Consider the following 17,724-nt stretch of genomic DNA (forward strand, 5'->3'; position numbering starts at 1 on the left):
CGGTCTCCTGCGGGGGTGCGGACGGCTGGGAACGGCGGGCGGATGCCGCGGCGAACGCCGCGATCCGCGCCTGCGCGTCGGGGGTGTCGAAGGCGGCACCGATCGTGTGCGCCTCGGTGGTCAGCTGCGCGGCGAACGTGCGGTCGCGGTCCTCGCGCACGATGCGCTTGGCCTGCCCGTAGGCGCGCGCGGCGCCGTCGATCCAGAATCGGGCGATCTCGTCGGCGCGGGCGCGGACGGCATCGGCGGTGGCCGCGGCATCCTCTCCCTCGACGACCTCGGCGACCAGCCCCCACTCGAGCGCTTCGGGCGCGGTGAGCATGCGGTCCTGCAGCACGAGCTGCAGCGCCCGGCGTTCGCCGACGGCGCGGGCGAGGTGGGCGCTGACCGACAGGTCGGGGGTGAGGCCGATATTGGCGTAGAGGCTGCCGATCTTGGAGTTCGCGCCGACGACGGCGTAATCGGAGGAGAGCAGGATGCCAAGCCCGCCGCCGGCGGTCGTCCCGTGCGCGGCGGCGACCACGGGGATCGTCGACTGCGTGAGCGCGCGGATGCCGGTGTTGATCACCGTGGCTAACGTGGTGAGCTCGGCACCCGAGCCCATCTGCTGGTCCATACTGAGCACGTCGCCCCCGGCGCAGAACGCCGGGCCTGCGGCATCCACCACGATCGCCTTGACGTCGTCACGCGCGACGATCTCGGTCGTGACGCGCGCCCACTGCTGCGCGAGCTCGCTGTCGAACGCGTTCATACGCTTCGGGCGGTTCAGCGTCAGGCGGGCGAGGCCGCCTACGACGTCGACGAGGAGCGGTGCCCCGCTCATCGAGGTGCCATCCGGATCGCCCGTGGCGCTGCTCACTTCGGCGCCATTCTGATGGCACCGTCGAGACGGATGGTCTCGCCGTTGAGATATCCGTTCTCGACGATGTGCATGACCAGGGCCGCATACTCGTCGGGCCGCCCGAGGCGCGACGGGTGCGGCACCTGCTCGCCTAGCGACTGCTGCGCCGCCTCGGGCAGGCCCTTGAGCATCGGGGTCTCCATGATGCCGGGGGCGATCGTGCAGACACGGATCGCGTGGCGTGCCAACTCGCGTGCGATCGGCAGGGTCATGGCGTGCACGCCGCCCTTGCTGGCGGAGTAAGCGGGCTGGCCGATCTGTCCGTCGAACGCGGCGACGCTGGCCGTGCTGATGATGACGCCGCGGTCGCCGCTGTCGGGGTCGGGGTCGGTCGCTGCCATGGCGGCCGCGGCCTGCGAGGTGACGTTGAACGTGCCGATGAGGTTGATGCGAACGACCTTCTCGAAGTCGGCGAGGCTCGTCGGATTGCCATCGCGGTCGAGCACCTTGGCCGGCGGGGCGATGCCCGCGCAGTTCACGACGACGCGCAGGGGACCCTGGGCCGCCGCCGCCGAGACGGCGGCGCGCACCTGCTCGTCGCTCGTGACGTCGGCCGGGGCGAAGATGCCGCCGAGCTCTGCGGCCACCTCGGCCCCGGCCGAGCCCGGCAGGTCGACGATGGTCACGACGGCGCCGGATGCCGCCAGGCGCCGGGCGGTGGCCAGTCCCAGTCCGCTGGCCCCGCCGGTGACCAGGGCGACAGCTCTGTCGATGTGCATTGGTTCTCCTTCGAAAGCAGTCGGACCGCGCGCATGGATCCTGCGCCAGCCTATGCGGAACGGAGCGCCAGGGCACGTCGGGGCCGGGCGGTGGGTTGTCCACAACTCAGGCTCTTCGCATCGGTGCGGACGCAAAACCCTCCGGAATTCCGTGGCCCGGTGGGCGCGCAGCATCCACTGAGCCTGCGTTATTGCCGACAGCGGGGCACACTGGGGACATGGAGCTGAAAGTGAAGCGGGTCTACGAACCCGCAGACAAGGACGACGGGTTCCGTGTGCTCGTCGACCGGCTCTGGCCGCGGGGCGTCTCGAAGGAGCGGGCCCGGCTCGATCTGTGGGCGAAGGACGTCGCCCCCTCCGACGAGCTGCGCACAGCGTTCCATCACGAGGGCATGACGTGGCCGCAGTTCACGAAGGCATACCGCAGCGAGATGGCCGCGAACCCCGCGGTCGGCGAACTGCGCGCCACGGTGGCGGAGCGTCCCGTCGTCACGCTGCTGTTCGGCTCGCGCGACGTCGAGCACAACGAGGCGGTGCTGCTGCGCGAGGAGCTGCAGGACTGACAGCACGGCCGGTCACCCCGAGAGGACCGGGTTCCATGCCCCGACGAGCACCGCGACAGTGACGGCGATGCCCGAGATCGCGGCACCGGCCGCCAGCAGCAGCACGTCGCCGGTGCCGAACCGTGACACCCGCGCCCACGTGCGGTGACGGGATGCCCCGAATCCGCGGGCCTCCATGGCCACCGCGAGCGCGGACCCCCGCCGGATCGACAGCACGAACAGCGCGAACGCCATGCCGAGCACGCGGCGTGCGCGACCGCGGTCGGCGACCCCGCGGGCCCGGCGGGCGAGCGCGAGCGACCGCCAGTCGTCGGCCAGCAACCCGAGCAGCCGCATGCCGGCGAGGGCCCCGAGCACGAACCGTGCCGGAAGGCGCACAAGCTGCGCGAGCCCGTCGGCGAGGTCGGTCGGGTCGACGGTCGCGAACAGCACGACGGCGGGCAGTCCGATCGCGAGCACCCGGAACAGTGTCGCCAGTGCCAGCAGCAGCGACCCCTCGCTGATCTGCACCACGAACCACTGCACATACATCTCCCCCGCGGCCGCCCCGTACAGGGCGATGGTCAGGGCGGCCAGAGGCGCCGCAGCCCACACCGGCAGCGTGCGCAGCCAGAACTGCCGCGGCGTGAGGCCCGCCATCATCAGCAGAGGCAGCTCGAACACGAGCGCGACGGCGGCCGACACCGGGTCGATGGTGAAGATCAGCGGCACGGCGATCAGCAGCGACGCGCCGAGCTTGGCGACGGGGTTCAGACCGGCGACCATGCCGCGCCCGGGGGCGGGGGTCACGGCCGCCCCAGCACGAGGCGGCGCGCGTGTAGCGCCGCGAGCACCTGCTCGTCGTGGCTGATGGCAACCACGGCGGCGCCTTCGTCGCGCAACGACGCGATGATGGCGACCAGCTGTGCCCACGTCAGGGCGTCCTGTCCGAACGTGGGCTCGTCGAGCACGATGACCTGCGGGCGGGTGGCGAGCATCGCGGCGACCGTGAGTCGCCGCTTCTCACCCCCCGACAGGGTGAACGGGTTCGCCTCGGCGAGCGCGCTCAGGCGCAGCCGGACCAGCAGATCGTCAACGCGCGCGGCGGTGGCCGCGGCGTCCATTCCCGTCGCCTTCGGGCCGACCGCCAGCTCTTCGCGCACCGTCTTCGCGAGCAGCTGATGCTCGGGTTCCTGGAACACGGTGCCGATGCGCGTGAGCAGCGCCCGCGCGGGCCACGAGATCGGGTCGCCGGGCTGCCCGGCAGAGAGCCGAGCAGCTGCCACGACCCTGCCGGTCTCGGGCGGCAGCAGTCCCGCGAGGGTGAGGCCGAGCGTGGACTTGCCCGCACCGTTGCGCCCGACGATCCCCCGCACCTCGCCCGCGCGCACCTCGAGATCGAGCGGGCCGGCGACCGGCTGCCCGCGGCGCCGGGACACGGCGAGCCGCTCCCCGCGCAACAGCACGTCCCCGGGCGATGCGGCCGGCGGCGCCGGTACCGCGGGCGGGCGGCCCGGCACCCACACCCCCGCGCGGGCGAGCTCCGCGCCGCGGGCGGCCAGCACGTGGGCCGGGTGGCCGTCGGCCACCACACCGCCCGCGCCCAGCACGACGACCCGGTCGACGACCGGCAGCCACGTGTCAATGCGGTGCTCGATGACCACGAGCGTCGCCCCGGACGCGGCGACGGCGCGGGCGACGGCATCCCGCACCTCCACGACCCCGGCGGGGTCGAGGTTCGCGGTCGGCTCGTCGAGCAGCACCGCGCCGGGCCGCATCGCCAGCACCCCGGCCAGCGCGAGGCGCTGCTTCTGGCCGCCCGACAGCGCCGCGGTCGGGTGATCGAGCGTGACGTCGAGGCCCACGGCATCCAGTGCCTCGCGCACCCGCGACCAGATCTCGGCCCGCGGCACCCGCAGGTTCTCGCATCCGAACGCGACATCGTCGCCCACGCGCGCGAGGATCGCCTGACTGTCGGGGTCCTGCAGCACGAGCCCGGCACGGCCGCGAACGGAGGCCGCCGGCACACCGTCGACGAGAAGCTCGCCGTGGTGCTCCCCCTCGTCGGCCCCGCCGAGCACGCCCGCCAGCCCGTGCAGCAGGGTCGACTTGCCCGAGCCGGATGGGCCGAGCAGCAGTACCCGCTCGCCCGGCTCGATGCGCACGTCCACCTCGCGCAGCGCCCAGGCGTTGCGGGTCGCGTAGCGCCAGCCCCACGCCCGCGCGTCGAGGCGCGTCGGTCGTGTCACAGCCGCTCAGACACGCCGGGCAACGTCGCGTCCGGCGACGAACCTGCTGAGCGCGCCGGTCGCGGCCAGGGCGCGCATCAGCAGCCAGCCGCCGAGGCCGGCGATGACCGCTCCCGAGACGGTGGTGGCGGCAATGTAGACGACGGTGAACAGCGTGTCGGCGCCCGCATACCAGAGGATGCGGTCGGTGATACCGCAGGCCAGGCCCGCACCGGCACCCGCGAGCACCGCGACCGGTAGGCGCCACACCCCGTACAGGAACACGAGGAAGACGAGCTCGGCGCCCAGTCCCTGCGTGATGCCCGACACCATCGTGAGCGGACCCCACTGGTTGCCGATCAGCGCCGAGATGGTCGCGGCGACCAGCTCGGTGTACAGCGCGGCGCCCGGCTTGCGGATGACAAGCCCGCCGAGCACGCCGGCCAGCAACCACGGGCCGGCCAGCAGCCCCTGCAGACCGGGGAGCAGGGGCTTGAGCAGGGCGCTGGGCACCTCGTAGCCGATGTTCCAGGCGTAGAAGACGAACGCGCAGGCCACCGCGATGACGCTGGCCACGACGATGTCGACGACCCGCCAGCGGAAGCGGCCGGTCACGCGTGAGGCGGACGTGGATACGTGCATACTCTCTCCTCCCTGCGCCGGCATGATCCGGATCAGGTTCGACGGTCGAAGCGTGTTCGCTTCCTCTCAGCCCGGCACACCGGACTCCCGTGGTTGACGCGACGAGTATAGCCCGCGTTGTAGCGTAGGCGGGTGACCATCGACGATGCGGCGCCCGATGCCGCCGTGGCGTCTCGCCGTTCGCTGCACGCCACGACCGGCGCCGTCGCACTGGACGCGCCGGGTCAGAACACGCCGGCCCGCGGCACGCCGGCTCTGGGCTGGCTGAGCACCGACGCCGTCACAGCCGCCGCACCCGCCCCGTCGTCGCCCGAGGCCGCCGACCTGCTGGCCGCCGAACGCGTGCCCGGGGCGGTGCGCCCGGCGACCGTACTGCCGATCACGCTGGTCGCACTGGTCGTGGTCGCCTATGTCACCGCGACGCTGCTGTGGCCGCTGCACGCGGTCCGGCCCGAGCTCGCCGCCGTGCAGGTGCAGCCCGCATCCGCCCCCGCGGCCACCCCGGTATGGCCCGGCACGGGCACCGCGTCGGTCGGGGTCGACGGCATCGGCGGACCCCTCTCGTCGGCGACCGACATCGCATCCATCGCCAGCATCACCAAGGTCGTGACGGCCCTGCTGATCCTCGACGAGCTGCCGCTCGCCCTCGGCGAGCAGGGGCCGTCGTACTCGTTCACGTACGCCGACCAGAACGAATACTGGCAGTACATCTACGGCGGTCAGTCTGCTCTGCAGGTGCCGGTGGGCGGCTCGCTCACCGAGTATCAGCTGCTGCAGGGCATCCTCATCGGGTCGGCCAACAACTACGCCGATCGGCTCGCGTCGACGATCTGGCCGACCGACGAGGTGTTCGCCGCCGCCGCCACCGCCTATCTGGCCGCGCACGGGCTCACCGGTATCACGATCGCCGACCCGAGCGGGTTCGACCCGCGCAACACGTCCGACGCGGGCAGTCTCGTTCCGCTCGCGCGCAAGGCTCTGGCCAACCCCGTGATCGCCGAGATCGTCGCCATCCCGGCCGTCGAGCTGCCGGGTGCGGGGCTTGTGCAGAACACCAATCAGCTGCTGGCCGACCCAGGCGTGGTGGGCGTGAAGACCGGTACCCTCGACACCTACACGCTGCTGGCGGTCAAAGACATCACCGTCGGCGAGACGCCGGTGCGCCTGTACGCGACGGTGCTGGCCCAACCCACCTCGGACGAGCGGTTCGCCGCGACGCGCGACCTCTTCGCCCAGCTCGAGAGCGAGGTGCAGGAGGTGACGGCGGTCACCGCAGGCACCACGGCGGGCCGGGTCACCACCGCGTGGGGCGAGACCGTCGACGTGATCGCGACCGGCGATGCCGCCGTCGTGCTGTGGAACGAGGCCACCCCGGTGGTGACGATCGACCTGAACCTCGGCGACAAGGTCGAGAAAGGGGATGCCGCCGGCACCTTGACCGTGACCGGACCGCTCGACAGCCGGTCGGTCGAGCTGCGGCTCGCCGACGACGTCGAGGGCCCGAGTCCGTGGTGGCGCATCACCCACCCGGTCGAGCTCTTCGGCCTCGACCGGTGAACCCTCACCGGTTCGTACGGTGAGACAGGGGTGAGCGGACGGGTGAACTTCGCGCTCGCGCCCTGCGGGTCGTCCCGCCCGTTCGCGAAGATGTCGTCATGAGCATCGACGGACTGTACAACTTTCGCGACACCGGCGGAATGCCTCTCGCCGGCGGCGGGACCTCCCGCCCCGGTGTGCTGTTCCGCTCCGACGCGCTGCGGGGCCTCACGCCAAAGGGCGAAGAGCAGCTCGCGGCCACCGACATCGGCGTGATCGTCGACTTCCGCACACCGCAGGAACGCGCATCGGCACCCGACACGATCCCCGTGTCCCGGCCGTTCCGCACGCTCGACCTGTCGATCCTGCAGGGCGCGGTCGCCGAAACGGCAAAGGACTTCCTCGGCAGCAGCGCCCCGTCACCCGAGGCCGTCGCCGCGGCGATGACGCAGCTGCCGACGCTGGACCAGATGTACATCGGCATCTTGCAGAGCGGGGCCTCGGCGTTCGCAGAGGTCGCCCGGCTCGTCGGCGCCTCGACGGACGACCCACCGACCGCCGTGCTGGTGCACTGCACCGCCGGCAAGGACCGCACCGGTATCGCCACGGCGCTGATGCTCAGCGCCGCCGGCGCCGAGCGCGCGGCGGTCGTCGCCGACTACGCCTCGTCGCAGGACAACCTCGCCGGGCCGTGGGCCGACGGCATGGTGCAGATGGTCGAGTCGTTCGGCATCCCGATGACGCCAGCGTTCCGCACGCTGCTCACCGGCACGCCGCCGGGAGCGATCGAGGCGGCGCTGGACTGGGTCGACGCACAGCACGGCGACGCCGCCGGCTACTTGGCGTCGGGTGGCCTCACCGACGACGAGCTGGGCGCCTTGCGCACACGCGTGGCGGGCTGACCCGACGCCTGCTCCGTGTCCGCGGGCTTCGGCAGGTGCACGCGCAGCCGGCGTCGGTGCGAGTGCGCGATGCGCTCGCGCGAGACGAGCGCACCGCGTGCGGATGTCAGCGCATCGCCGAGGTCGGCCAGCGCACCCGTGAAGGCCGCCCTGACGGCAGGCAGGTGTGCCCCGTCGATCGCGTCGGCCAGGCTGTCCAGCTCGCTGCACACGCGGTCGATGTCGTCCTGATCGATCGAGGCGTCGGACGCCGCGGCGGTGGCGGCGGTCGCGGTGATGGAGTCGGCGACCGCCTCGAGCGCTGAGATCTCCGGCGTCCACGAGGCGGCGACGCTGCGGATGGCGGGAGGCTCAGCCAGGGCCTGGGTCACCCGGGCGCGCACATCGGTGATGCGCCGGTACGCCGCCCGGCGGGCGTTGGTGGCGTCGGTGCTGGCCCCGGCGATCGCCGACGTGCTGGTCAGCGCCGCCGACGCATAGTCGCGCACCGACCGTGCGAGCGCCGAGATCTGGGCGGCCAGCTGCTGCGGCACGCGCCACGTCGACGGCCAGGGTAGGTAGCCCACCAGCAGGACGACGGCACAGCCGAGCAGCGTGTCGAGCAGTCGCGTCTCCACCAGCGTCGTACTGGCGTCGGCGTGCAGTTCCACCAGCAGCACCGCCAGGCCCGCGCTCACTCCCGAGTACAGGCCATAGTTGCGCGGCATGACAACGGGCATGAGCGCGGCCACCGCCACGACCGGCAACAGCTGCCACGGCCCGTGCGGCACGACCCCGATCACGAGCGAGGCCACGATGACGCCGACCAGCGTGCCGCCGCCGCGCTGCACGGCACGCGCGAAGACCGACCCCAGGTCGGGCTTCATGACCACGACGACCGTCACCATGACCAGGTACGGGTCCTCCAGCTTCAGCACCAGCGACACGGCCTGCGCCACCGCCAACGTGATCACGAGCTGCAGCACCGACAGCCAGGTCTGACCACCGGCCAGCAGCGCATGACCGACCCGGGCCATGTCCTGCCTCAGGGTGGGTTCGTCCGGAAGGGAGAGATCGGATGCCGCATCCGCCCGCCGTCGCTTATCCAGCGTCGCCCGCCCCACGACGCGTGCGACGTAGTCGAGTGCGTCGGCGAGCGCGGTCGCCTCGGGCCCGTCGCGTGTGAGGTCGGGCGCGGGTGGCGGATCGAGCCGCGGGTCGTTGATCCAGGCTGCGATGCCGCGCAGGTAGACCAGCGCGGCATCGTCGACCGGCTCCTTGCGTGAGGTGATGGCCGTGACGGCATCCACGACGGTGTCGCTCGCGTTCAGCAGCGACACCAGGCTCTGCCAGCGCACATCGAGCCCGGTGGTGCGGGTGCGCGCTGCCACGAGGATGTCGTACGCGTCGTTCAGCGCCCGCGTGAGCACCGCCGACTGCTCGCGCTCTGCGCTCGTGCCCGACGCCGCGAGATGGCCTGCGATCGCAGTGTAGACCGCAGCGACCTCGCGACGTTCGGGCGAGAGCTTCGCACCGATCAGAGCGGCGACGATCGCCGTGAGACTCAGCCGCCACATCGCCCCACAGAAGAACACGAGCGGGGCCATCCACCACGAACGCAACCCGAAGTCGGCGTTCGCCGCCGTCACCACATACATGATGAAGTACAGGCCCGCCATCGACATCGATCGGCTGATCGTTCCCGCAAAGCCCGACACCACGGCACCGGCGATGACGGCGATCATCGTGCCGATCGCGTGCCCGTGCACCCACGCGCCCAGGCCGAAGCCGAGTGTGGCGATCACCGAGGTCAGCACGATGCGGCGCACCCGCTCGACACCGGCGTCTCCTCGGTCGGCGACCGTGCCCGCGAGCGCGCCCATCGACGCGAGCGATCCGAGCCCGACGGCCGTCGCCGAGTGGCCGGCGAAGACGAGCCCTACCCCGATCGGCACGCCGATGCCGATCGCCGCGAGCACCGCACGATCCCACGGGATCGGTTCCTTGTTGGTGCGCGCCAGCGCGCGGACCCAGGTGGCGGAGTCATCCAGGACGCGGCTCATACGATCTCCGTGTCGGCGCTCTCCGCCTTCGAGAGGGCGAAGACGCCGCTGATGGCCACCGCACCCGCCACGATGAACGCGAAGATGGCCCAGGCCGGCGCCTTGCTCGCCTCGCCGAGGATCGTGATGCCCAGCACGACGGCAATCGCCGGGTCGACGACGGTCAGCCCCGCGATGACGACCTCGGGCCGGTTGGTGGCGTGCGCGCGCTGTACGAAGTAGATCGACAGCACCCCGGCGACACCGATGCCGATGATGCAGACGAAGGTGAGCAGGTTGGCCAGGTCGAACGTGAACTTCTGCAGACGGAGGAACGACTGGATGCGAAGGATCACCGTCTTGCCGAGGGTCGCGACGAACGCCGAGTAGACCCCGCCGAGCAGCACCCACGCCACGGGCGGGACCGGGTGGGTGCGCGCGGCCCACAGCATGACGCCGGTGACGATCAGCACCGCGGTGAGCGCGGCCAGCACGGCGATGAGCTGGCCGCTGGTGATCGCCGACTGGGTGCTGACCAGGGCTGCGACCGTGACGAAGGCGGCCACGCCCAGCACGCAGATACCGATCGCGCGCAGCACGGCCGCCGTCGGCCGACGCTTGGCGATGATCGCCGTCAGCAGCACCGTGAACACGAGCGCACTCACCCCGATGGGCTGCACCACCATGAGCGGCGCGAATGCGAGACTGCCCATCTGCAGCAGGATTGCGACGACCAGCAGTGTGGCCCCGAGAAGCCACACGTGGTTGCGAACGAGGTTGCCGGCCTTCGATCCGGACGCGCCGCGCGTGGCGCCCTCCTCGATCTCCCGGACGCCGCGCCCCTGCAGCAGGTTCCCCAGCGCCAGTGCGGCGGCCGACGCCACGGCGAGGCCGATTCCTGCCACCGGTAGCGAACCAAGTTCCATTGTCAGACCTCGCCTTCTAGATGGAGCTTGACACTGATCGCGTACGCGTCCAACTCGTTGATGACAGAGCGCATGCGGTTGATGGCATAGCGCATGCGGGCGTGCTGAATCTTCCCGACCGCGCGAGGGCGTTCAGCCGGCTGCGCTGGACGCGCACGACGGTGAGCTCGAACGTGAGAACCTCGTGCGACGCCCGCGCCCGCAGGGAGCACGTTGGCTAGGACGATGATGATCACCCCGGCGACGAGGGCGAGCAGCAGTTCCACCGACATCGCACCGATCTCGCTCTCAGCGTACCAGGTCGGCGACGCCCGACCCGATCAGCTTGAATCCCAAGATGATGAACAGCACGGTCATGATGACCGCGTGGTTGGTCACCAGCCACGTGCGCAGCCCCGTCAGGCGCACCTCGACCTTGGTCGGGGAGACGACGCTGATGAGCCACGGGATGGCCGCCGCCGCGACGCCGATGACCCCGAAGACGAGGATGACCGCGACGATCTGCTCGACCGGCAGCGCCGACTGCGAGATGCGACCGCCCGCGGCGACCAGCAGCGGCAGGTCCTTGGGCGAGAGCGGGCCCGAGATCAGCACGCCGAGCGTGAACGCCTTGACGACGTTCATGCTGTCGAGGCTCGCCATCCACTTGGGCGTGCTGTGATCCGAGCGTTTGCGCCACTGCAGCACCGCCATGACCAGCAGCACGATCCCGAGCACGATCTCGACACCGTCGACGAACAGGTTCGGCCCCGAGTCCGCGTCGTCCGTCCCGGCACCGCGCCCCAGCGCCACGAGACCGCCGACCAGCACGATCGCGAACAGGTAGCAGCCGAGGATGAAGGCGGTGCCGTTGGTGCGCCCCTTCCCGGACGTCGCCATGAGGATGACGGCGACGATCGTGAGCGGGCTGATCGCGATGGCGATGCCCAGGGTGAGCAGGTCGGCGAGGAGTGCGAGCATCATGACCTCGACATGTCGGTGGCCACGGTGTTGTGCAGCGGGAAGAAGCGGTCGACGGGGACCACGCCGACGTATGCGAGCAGGACGCCCAACAGCACGACCAAGGCGCTGCCAGCGAAGGCGAAGGTACCGACGAGAAGCGCACGCGATTCGACGTCGACCACGGTGCCGCTGGACACGTGACGGCCGGCCCGGCTCAACTCGCGACGGCGGCTGCGTCAGCGACCCCGGATTTCTTGTGCCGACTCCACGCCGGCAGCACCACGAGCGACGCGAGGAGGAAGCAGATCGCCCCGATGAAGGTGCCCCAGTTGGCCAGCGACCCGCTGATCGAGTTGCCGTCGGGGAGGATGAAGGCGCCCACGGCCGAGACGCCGAATGCGACGCAGCCGATGAAGTTGATGACCACCGACCACCAGCCGGTGCTCGCCGGGTCCCACAGCCGCGCGACGTGCGCGTAGGCGACGAAGGCGAGGACACCGCTGACGAGGAACGCGACCGAGCCGCCGGCATCCGGGTTCCATGCGAACCGCTCTTCGGAGGCGACGGTCCGCGCGTACAGGGCGCCCGTGGTGCTGACGTTGAACATGACCGTTCCGAACGACTGGGTCGCCGCGGTCAGCCACTCGGCGCGCACCATCTGGCCCGGGAGGTACGAGACCGGCACGGCGATCGCGCCGCTGAGGATCAGCTGCATGAGTCCGGCGGCGGTGAAGAACCAGGCGCCGATGAAGCAGAGGAGGTTCGAGCCCGTGGCGCCGAGCGTATCGCTGAGGCCCGGGGCCGAGGCGAGGGCGAACAGGCTGGAGCCGATCATGAAGCTCCAGCACTGCTTCGTCAGCGTCGGCATGAGGAGCGGCTTGCGTGAGCGCCCTTCCGGGCGCGCGTCCGCGCTCGTGTTCATCCGTGTCCCTCCCGTGTCACCCGACCGCCGTCCACTTTATCGATGGGCGTGGGGAGGACGCCGTGCGACATCCTCCCCACGCTCACGTTCGATCAGTGGTGGAAGTGCGAGCCCGCGTTGTCGGGCAGCGGCGTCGTGAGCGACTCGAGGTACTGCACCTCGCCCTTGATGTCGGACAGCAGCGCGGACGCGAGGTCCCTACTCAGCCCGACCTTCACGACGATGCGTTGCAGGATCATGTCCGACAGGTCGTCGGCCATGGGGTACGCCGGCACGAGCCAGCCCTTCATCCGCAGCCGGTCCGCCAGGTCGTACAGGCTCCACTTCTTGCTGCCCGGGTCCTTCTGGATCCACGCGAACACCGGGATGGTGTCGCCCTTGGTGACGAGCTCGAACTGCGGCATCTCGGCGATGCCGGCGGAGAGGTACTGCGCGACATCCAGCGAGTTCTGCTGGACGGCACGGTAGCCCTCCCGGCCCAGACGCAGGAACTGGTAGTACTGCAGCAGCACCTGCGCACCGGGGCGCGAGAAGTTCAGCGCCAGGGTCGGCATGTCGCCGCCGAGGTAGCTGACATGGAAGATCAGGCTCTCGGGCATGACGGCCTTGCTGCGCCACACTACCCAGCCGACACCCGGGTACACGAGGCCGTACTTATGGCCCGAGGTGCTGATCGAGTTGACGCGGTCGACCTGGAAGTCCCAGACGAGGTCAGGCTGGCAGAACGGTGCGATCATCGCACCGGATGCGCCGTCGACGTGAATCTTGACGTCGAGACCGGTGTTCGCCTGGATCTCATCGAGCTTGCTGGCGACCTCGGTCACCGGCTCGTAGGCACCCGTGAAGGTCTGCCCCATGATGACGACGACGCCGATGGTGTTCTCGTCGACGTACTTCTCGAGCTCATAGCCGTCCAGGAACATGTGGTCCCGCGTGCAGGGCACGTAGCGGGGCTCGACGTCCCAGTACTCGCAGAACTTCTCCCACACGACCTGCACCGCGGCCGACATGATGAGGTTCGGCTTGTCGTAGGGCTTGCCCTCGGCCTTGCGCTTCTCCTGCCACAGGCGCTTGAGCGCGAGCCCGCCGAGCATGCACGCCTCGGACGAGCCGATGGTCGACGTGCCGATGGTGTCGTCCGCGTTCGGCACGTGCCACAGGTCGCCGAGCATCCGCCAGCAGCGCTCTTCGATCGCCGCGGTGGCGGGGTACTCGTCCTTGTCGATCATGTTCTTGTCGGCCGACTCGATGTAGAGCTGCTTGGCCTCGTCGTCCATCCACGTGGAGACGAACGTCGCGAGGTTCAGCCGCGAGTTGCCATCCAGGATCGATTCGTCATGGACGATCTGGTATGCGGTCTGCGGCAGCATCTCGTCGTCGGGGAACGTGAACTTCGGCAACAACGTCGCCTCGCCGGGGCGAGTGAAGACCGGGTTGATGTCGAGCGTTGGGTCGATGTTGGTCGTCTGCCGGGCCTTACTCTTGTTTGTCATTCTTCCTCCAGTTGTCGAATGTCTGTGATGTCCAGATGGACGAGGGAGTGGATGCCTTCTCCGACCTCCTAGACGACGATCGGCGGGAGGTAGAGCTTATCGATGCTGCCCCTACGGTCGAGGTCGATCGGCCCGTAGATGTGCCTCCAGCCGGACTTCGCCCTGATGCTCCTGGCCTGGAGGAGGATATCCGGATCACGGTCTGCGGGTGCAACGTCGCGTTGCGTGCCCCGCCGCGTCGTCGGCTTCGCGATGTCACGCGGATACTCCCCCACTCTCGAATTTCCGAACGGGGCCCCGGCCTGTCGTCCTCTATGGCGAGACTATTCCGCCCCCGTGGAACGCTCCTTCTACGGTCAGGGAAATCGCCCGTGGCTTCGTTCGTCGTATAACCCGATACGTCACCCTATACTCATCCACTCGTCCCGCGCGCCCGCGTGAGAGTAGTCTCCCGATCACAGACACCCGCAAGGAGCCCGCGATGACCGACCCGCAGACCACCGGATCCGATGAGAAGAAGCCTGCCGTCAGCGGCAAGGCGCTCACCGCGATCATTATCGCGATCGCGGCGCTCGTGTTCGTGTTCTCGAACGTCGAGCACGCGACGCTGCGCTTCCTCTTCCTCCAGTTCACCATGCCCGCGTGGGGCTGGTTCCTCGCCATCCTCATCGCCGGGGTCGTGATCGGGTCGCTGTTCCCGTGGTTCCGTCCCCGCAAGAGCAGCAAGAAGTAGACAGACAAGAAGTAGGCAGACATGTGTACTCGAGTCGTCTGGCCCGACGCCGCCGGCGCCGTCATCGTCGGCAGGAACATGGACTACCGCCGCGACCTCGCCACGAACCTCTGGAAGCTGCCGCGCGGCGTCGAGCGTGACGACGGCGTGCGCGGGGAGCTCCGCTGGATCGCGGCGTACGGCAGCGTGGTCGCCACGGCGTTCGACATGATCTCGGTCGACGGCCTCAACGAGGCGGGGCTGGCCGGGCATGTGCTGTGGCTGGCCGAGTCCGTCTACGGCGATCGTGACCCGTCGCGTCCGGCGCTCAGCCAGGCGGTGTGGCTGCAGTACTTCCTCGACAACTTCGCGACTGTCGCCGAGGCGGTCGCGTGGGTCAGAGAGACCGACGTGCAGGTCGTGCAACTGGCCGACCCGGCCAGCGGCGACGTGCCGGCGATCCACCTCGCGCTCGACGATGCCACCGGCGACTCGGCGATCATCGAGTACATCGACGGGGCACTCGAGCTGCACCACGACCGTTCGTACCGTGTCATGACGAACTCGCCGAAGTACGACGATCAGCTGCGACTGCTCGCGCAGGTCGAAGGCTTCGGCGGCGACACGCCGCTGCTGGGCAGCACACTGGCCACCGATCGATTCGCCCGGGCGTCGTTCTACGTCGATCGGCTGCCCGAGCCGACCTCGCAGGTGCAGGCCATCGCGTCGATGTTCAGCGTCATCCGGAATGCGGCGCAGCCGTTCCGCCTACCCGAGCCGGGCAAGCCCGACGCGTCGCAGACGATCTGGCAGGTGGTGCTCGACCTGACCCGCAGACGCTACGTGTTCGAGTCGACGACGCACCCGAACGTCGTGTGGGTCGACCTCGACGATCTCGACTTCAGCGAAGGTGCGCCCGAGACGGTGCTCGACCTCGGCACGAAGCTCGCCATCCAGGGAGGGGTCGCTGGCAATGTCGGCGGCGCGTTCGAGGAGGGACGGCAGCTGCGCTTCCTCACGCTCGACATGGTGGAACAGCTCGGCTCGGCCAGGAAGACTGTGACCACGGACGCGAACTGACCGCGGTGCGGCATGAATCTCAGTGACGCCGATACCGCTGAGCGGGAACTGCGCCACGCGCTCGAGACGGGGCACGCAGAGACCATCGCGCAGAGCGCGGCCACCCACGTGTGGCCACTGTACAGCGCGCACTTCGCCCTGCTGCAGTCGGCGGTCGCCCTGCTGCCCAGCACCGTGCTCGAGTGGCATCCGACCCTGCGCGTGCTGCACCCGATGACTCCTCTGCTGGCACGCACCACGCGCCCGTTCACCCCGCGCGTCTCCCCCGAAGACGCGCAGGCGGTGAGCCCCGACGAGGTCGACATGCTCACGCTCGCGCAGATGATCGAGTTCCGCTACAGCGGGGATGTCGCGGCAGCCCTGACCTACGCGCAACGGCTGCGCGACCGTATCGTGCAGCTGCAGATCGAATCGCACGAACGCACCGACGGGCCGATCTGGTACTACCACCATGAGATCGGCTCCACCCTGCTGGCGGCCGGGGAGACGTCGCACGCGCTGCTGGAGCTCTCCATCGCACGACAGCTCGGCCGGCTGTCGCTCCAGCCGGATGCCGAACGGCTCGTGCTGGGCCGCATCGCCCTCGCCCACGCGCTGCGCGGCTCGGTCGGCGACGCGGAGCAGGCGCTGGGCGAGCTGGTGCAGCATCCGCCCCCACCGCCGCGCACCGAGCCTCGTCCGAGTCGACCGAACGCACCGCCGCCGCCCTCATCGCGGTCGAGCGGCTGGCCCCGGAAGCCGAAGAGCTGCTGACGCGGCTGGAATCGTACGACAGCATCCAGCTCGCGCGGCCGTTCGCGGTGCTGGCCCGGACACGCTGGCTGCTGGCCCGCCGCCGTGCCGGTGAGGCGCTCGAGATCGCGCAGCTGAGCCTGGAGACGCAGCCACCGCAGAACGGCGCGTTCGCCGCCGACATCATCGGCGCGGCCATGATCGATGCGCTGCGGTCGCTCGGCGACCCCGCCCGGGCGCACGCGATCGTCGAGGCCGGCACCGGTGCGGGCGTGCTGACCACCCTCGCAGGCGTGCGCCTGGCACTGCAGGAGTCGCGCTTCGACGCCGCGACCGCTGCGCTGCACAGCGTGATGTCGGACCGGCAGCTCGGCCCCGGCCCGCGCGCAGAAGCCCAGCTGCTGGCGGCGTGGCTCGATGCGAGCCGCAGCGACACGATCGACGGGGCCACCGCGACGCTGGTCGCGCGACTGGCCGAGCGGGGGCATCATCGCCGGTTGCTGGCCACGGCGCCGACCCGCCTCATCGAGCTCGTGCGTGCCCGGCTCGACGCCACCGAGGCGCGCGCGTTCACCCGGACCACCGCGGGGCTGGCCCACGTCGAGATGCAGCGTCGACCGACGCTCACCGGCGGCGAGCTGCGGGTGCTCAACGCCCTGTCGGCACACGCGACGACCGCCGACATCGCGGCCGCGTTCCACGTCTCGCCGAACACCATCAAGTCCCAGTTGCGGTCCATGTACCGCAAGCTCGGCTGCTCGACGCGCAACGAGGCGATCGCGATCGCCTCGCGTTTCCATCTGATCGCGTTCGAGGTCGACTGACCGCACCCGCACCGGAAGGAGTCTCCGTGTCGCACCGCACGAGACAGGACGACCCGGGCGGGCGCCGATGCCGGGGTGTCGGACATGCTCGGCCAGATCGGCATCGCCCTGCTGGCAGCCTCGCGCGCGACCAGCGACGTGGAGAATGCGGCGCGGAGCCTCGACGAACGCTACGGGCAGCCGCACCTGTGCGCGCTCTATGATGTGTGGCGGGGGTGGGCGTGAACGTCAACGACGAGAGGGTCGCACGCGAAGACCTGGAGCGCGCCATCGCCGGGGGCCGGGCAGAAGAGATCGCGACGGCGATCGTGTGCAACGTCTGGCCGCTGTACAACACGCACTACGAGCTGATGTGCCGCGCTCTGGTCTCACTGCCCAGTGGCGTGCTCGAGCGGCACCCGATCCTGCGGGCGCTGCACCCGATGACCCCGGTGCTCGCCCGCACGATCCGCCCGTTCCGTCCGCTCGGCACCGTCCCCAACGCCCGCACGGCCGATCCGGACGAGCTCGACCTGACGACGCTCGTGCACATCCTGGCCTCGCGCATGAGCGGCGACGAGCCGGGGGCACTCAGCCACGCCAAGCGTCTGGAGGACCGCATC

21 protein-coding genes and 1 riboswitch are annotated in these 17,724 nt (G+C 70.2%); of the genes, 9 read left to right on the top strand and 12 right to left on the bottom strand.

The window, feature by feature from the left end; translation table 11 throughout:
* Together ACK5IN_RS01625 and ACK5IN_RS01630 are read right to left on the bottom strand one after the other, a co-directional pair.
* Window positions 1-859: enoyl-CoA hydratase/isomerase family protein (locus tag ACK5IN_RS01625; protein WP_416894487.1), on the bottom strand; the 859-nt coding region annotated here is incomplete at its 3' end.
* Window positions 856-1,620 carry an SDR family NAD(P)-dependent oxidoreductase gene (locus ACK5IN_RS01630; RefSeq protein ID WP_416894488.1) on the bottom strand — a complete coding sequence of 255 codons (765 nt, stop codon included), beginning with the start codon at window positions 1,618-1,620 and terminating at the stop codon, window positions 856-858. The genes ACK5IN_RS01630 and ACK5IN_RS01625, both read right to left, overlap by 4 nt.
* 218 nt (window positions 1,621-1,838) lie before the next feature.
* Here ACK5IN_RS01630 and ACK5IN_RS01635 point away from each other — a divergent pair, with 218 nt between their 5' ends.
* Window positions 1,839-2,183 (top strand): DUF488 domain-containing protein, encoded by a 345-nt coding sequence (locus ACK5IN_RS01635; RefSeq protein ID WP_416894489.1) that lies wholly within the window; start codon window positions 1,839-1,841, stop codon window positions 2,181-2,183.
* Between the two features lie 12 nt (window positions 2,184-2,195).
* On the opposite strand, the gene ACK5IN_RS01640 is transcribed toward ACK5IN_RS01635, so the two are convergent.
* From ACK5IN_RS01640 to ACK5IN_RS01650, 3 genes are all read right to left on the bottom strand, one after another.
* Window positions 2,196-2,948, bottom strand: a complete 753-nt coding sequence (locus ACK5IN_RS01640) for an energy-coupling factor transporter transmembrane component T family protein (RefSeq protein ID WP_416894507.1) — start codon at window positions 2,946-2,948, stop codon at window positions 2,196-2,198.
* A gap of 20 nt (window positions 2,949-2,968) precedes the next feature.
* A complete protein-coding gene (locus ACK5IN_RS01645) occupies window positions 2,969-4,411 on the bottom strand; it encodes an ABC transporter ATP-binding protein (RefSeq protein WP_416894490.1) in 1,443 nt (480 codons plus the stop codon).
* A 6-nt stretch (window positions 4,412-4,417) separates the two neighbouring features.
* Window positions 4,418-5,032: an ECF transporter S component gene (locus ACK5IN_RS01650; protein WP_416894491.1), complete on the bottom strand. Its 615-nt coding sequence runs from the start codon at window positions 5,030-5,032 to the stop codon at window positions 4,418-4,420.
* Window positions 5,025-5,133, bottom strand: a riboswitch (TPP riboswitch). Its footprint overlaps the gene before it by 8 nt.
* A gap of 31 nt (window positions 5,134-5,164) precedes the next feature.
* On the opposite strand from ACK5IN_RS01650, the gene ACK5IN_RS01655 reads away from it, so the two are divergent.
* A complete protein-coding gene (locus ACK5IN_RS01655; protein ID WP_416894492.1) occupies window positions 5,165-6,589 on the top strand; it encodes a D-alanyl-D-alanine carboxypeptidase family protein in 1,425 nt (474 codons plus the stop codon).
* Window positions 6,590-6,687: 98 nt separating this feature from the next.
* Window positions 6,688-7,470, top strand: a complete 783-nt coding sequence (locus ACK5IN_RS01660) for a tyrosine-protein phosphatase (protein ID WP_416894493.1) — start codon at window positions 6,688-6,690, stop codon at window positions 7,468-7,470.
* On the opposite strand, the gene ACK5IN_RS01665 is transcribed toward ACK5IN_RS01660, so the two are convergent.
* From ACK5IN_RS01665 to ACK5IN_RS01695, 7 genes are all read right to left on the bottom strand, one after another.
* Entirely contained in the window at window positions 7,404-9,512 is a 2,109-nt protein-coding gene (locus ACK5IN_RS01665; protein WP_416894494.1) for an FUSC family protein, read from the bottom strand. The two genes, ACK5IN_RS01660 and ACK5IN_RS01665, sit on opposite strands and share 67 nt — an antisense overlap.
* Window positions 9,509-10,396 (bottom strand): multidrug DMT transporter permease, encoded by an 888-nt coding sequence (locus ACK5IN_RS01670; protein ID WP_416894495.1) that lies wholly within the window; start codon window positions 10,394-10,396, stop codon window positions 9,509-9,511. The genes ACK5IN_RS01665 and ACK5IN_RS01670 overlap by 4 nt, the downstream gene beginning before the upstream one ends.
* Window positions 10,397-10,419: 23 nt before the next feature.
* Window positions 10,420-10,689, bottom strand: coding sequence for a hypothetical protein (locus ACK5IN_RS01675; protein WP_416894496.1), 270 nt, complete (start codon window positions 10,687-10,689; stop codon window positions 10,420-10,422).
* Window positions 10,690-10,705: 16 nt separating this feature from the next.
* On the bottom strand, window positions 10,706-11,380 hold the full coding sequence (locus ACK5IN_RS01680; RefSeq protein WP_416894497.1) for a GAP family protein: 675 nt from the start codon (window positions 11,378-11,380) through the stop codon (window positions 10,706-10,708).
* Complete coding sequence (locus tag ACK5IN_RS01685) at window positions 11,377-11,556, bottom strand: hypothetical protein (RefSeq protein ID WP_416894498.1); 180 nt, start codon at window positions 11,554-11,556, stop codon at window positions 11,377-11,379. Before ACK5IN_RS01685 ends, ACK5IN_RS01680 begins: the two co-directional genes overlap by 4 nt.
* A gap of 17 nt (window positions 11,557-11,573) precedes the next feature.
* Window positions 11,574-12,281 (bottom strand): hypothetical protein, encoded by a 708-nt coding sequence (locus ACK5IN_RS01690; protein ID WP_416894499.1) that lies wholly within the window; start codon window positions 12,279-12,281, stop codon window positions 11,574-11,576.
* 92 nt (window positions 12,282-12,373) lie between these two features.
* Window positions 12,374-13,774: a glutamate decarboxylase gene (locus ACK5IN_RS01695; protein WP_416894500.1), complete on the bottom strand. Its 1,401-nt coding sequence runs from the start codon at window positions 13,772-13,774 to the stop codon at window positions 12,374-12,376.
* Between the two features lie 481 nt (window positions 13,775-14,255).
* Here ACK5IN_RS01695 and ACK5IN_RS01700 point away from each other — a divergent pair, with 481 nt between their 5' ends.
* The 6 genes from ACK5IN_RS01700 to ACK5IN_RS01725 all read left to right on the top strand — a co-directional run.
* Window positions 14,256-14,507, top strand: a complete 252-nt coding sequence (locus tag ACK5IN_RS01700; RefSeq protein WP_416894501.1) for a hypothetical protein — start codon at window positions 14,256-14,258, stop codon at window positions 14,505-14,507.
* 21 nt (window positions 14,508-14,528) lie between these two features.
* Complete coding sequence (locus ACK5IN_RS01705) at window positions 14,529-15,566, top strand: linear amide C-N hydrolase (protein ID WP_416894502.1); 1,038 nt, start codon at window positions 14,529-14,531, stop codon at window positions 15,564-15,566.
* Window positions 15,567-15,578: 12 nt separating this feature from the next.
* Window positions 15,579-16,319 (top strand): hypothetical protein, encoded by a 741-nt coding sequence (locus ACK5IN_RS01710; protein WP_416894503.1) that lies wholly within the window; start codon window positions 15,579-15,581, stop codon window positions 16,317-16,319.
* A gap of 47 nt (window positions 16,320-16,366) precedes the next feature.
* The gene (locus ACK5IN_RS01715; RefSeq protein WP_416894504.1) at window positions 16,367-17,122 is read left to right on the top strand and encodes a response regulator transcription factor; all 756 of its coding nucleotides are present in this window, start codon (window positions 16,367-16,369) and stop codon (window positions 17,120-17,122) included.
* A 75-nt stretch (window positions 17,123-17,197) separates the two neighbouring features.
* Window positions 17,198-17,347, top strand: a complete 150-nt coding sequence (locus tag ACK5IN_RS01720) for a hypothetical protein (protein WP_416894505.1) — start codon at window positions 17,198-17,200, stop codon at window positions 17,345-17,347.
* On the top strand, window positions 17,344-17,724 hold a 381-nt coding region (locus ACK5IN_RS01725), incomplete at its 3' end, for a hypothetical protein (protein ID WP_416894506.1). The genes ACK5IN_RS01720 and ACK5IN_RS01725, both read left to right, overlap by 4 nt.

This window comes from Microbacterium sp. (genome assembly GCF_047971895.1).
GTDB lineage: Bacteria > Actinomycetota > Actinomycetes > Actinomycetales > Microbacteriaceae > Microbacterium.

Coding starts and splice junctions, on each gene's coding strand:
- ACK5IN_RS01630 (WP_416894488.1), bottom strand. CDS start 1,620: ATGCACATCGACAGAGCTGTCGCCCTGGTCACCGGCGGGGCCAGCGGA.
- ACK5IN_RS01635 (WP_416894489.1), top strand. CDS start 1,839: ATGGAGCTGAAAGTGAAGCGGGTCTACGAACCCGCAGACAAGGACGAC.
- ACK5IN_RS01640 (WP_416894507.1), bottom strand. CDS start 2,948: ATGGTCGCCGGTCTGAACCCCGTCGCCAAGCTCGGCGCGTCGCTGCTG.
- ACK5IN_RS01650 (WP_416894491.1), bottom strand. CDS start 5,032: ATGCACGTATCCACGTCCGCCTCACGCGTGACCGGCCGCTTCCGCTGG.
- ACK5IN_RS01660 (WP_416894493.1), top strand. CDS start 6,688: ATGAGCATCGACGGACTGTACAACTTTCGCGACACCGGCGGAATGCCT.
- ACK5IN_RS01665 (WP_416894494.1), bottom strand. CDS start 9,512: ATGAGCCGCGTCCTGGATGACTCCGCCACCTGGGTCCGCGCGCTGGCG.
- ACK5IN_RS01675 (WP_416894496.1), bottom strand. CDS start 10,689: ATGTCGGTGGAACTGCTGCTCGCCCTCGTCGCCGGGGTGATCATCATC.
- ACK5IN_RS01680 (WP_416894497.1), bottom strand. CDS start 11,380: ATGATGCTCGCACTCCTCGCCGACCTGCTCACCCTGGGCATCGCCATC.
- ACK5IN_RS01690 (WP_416894499.1), bottom strand. CDS start 12,281: ATGAACACGAGCGCGGACGCGCGCCCGGAAGGGCGCTCACGCAAGCCG.
- ACK5IN_RS01695 (WP_416894500.1), bottom strand. CDS start 13,774: ATGACAAACAAGAGTAAGGCCCGGCAGACGACCAACATCGACCCAACG.
- ACK5IN_RS01700 (WP_416894501.1), top strand. CDS start 14,256: ATGACCGACCCGCAGACCACCGGATCCGATGAGAAGAAGCCTGCCGTC.
- ACK5IN_RS01705 (WP_416894502.1), top strand. CDS start 14,529: ATGTGTACTCGAGTCGTCTGGCCCGACGCCGCCGGCGCCGTCATCGTC.
- ACK5IN_RS01710 (WP_416894503.1), top strand. CDS start 15,579: ATGAATCTCAGTGACGCCGATACCGCTGAGCGGGAACTGCGCCACGCG.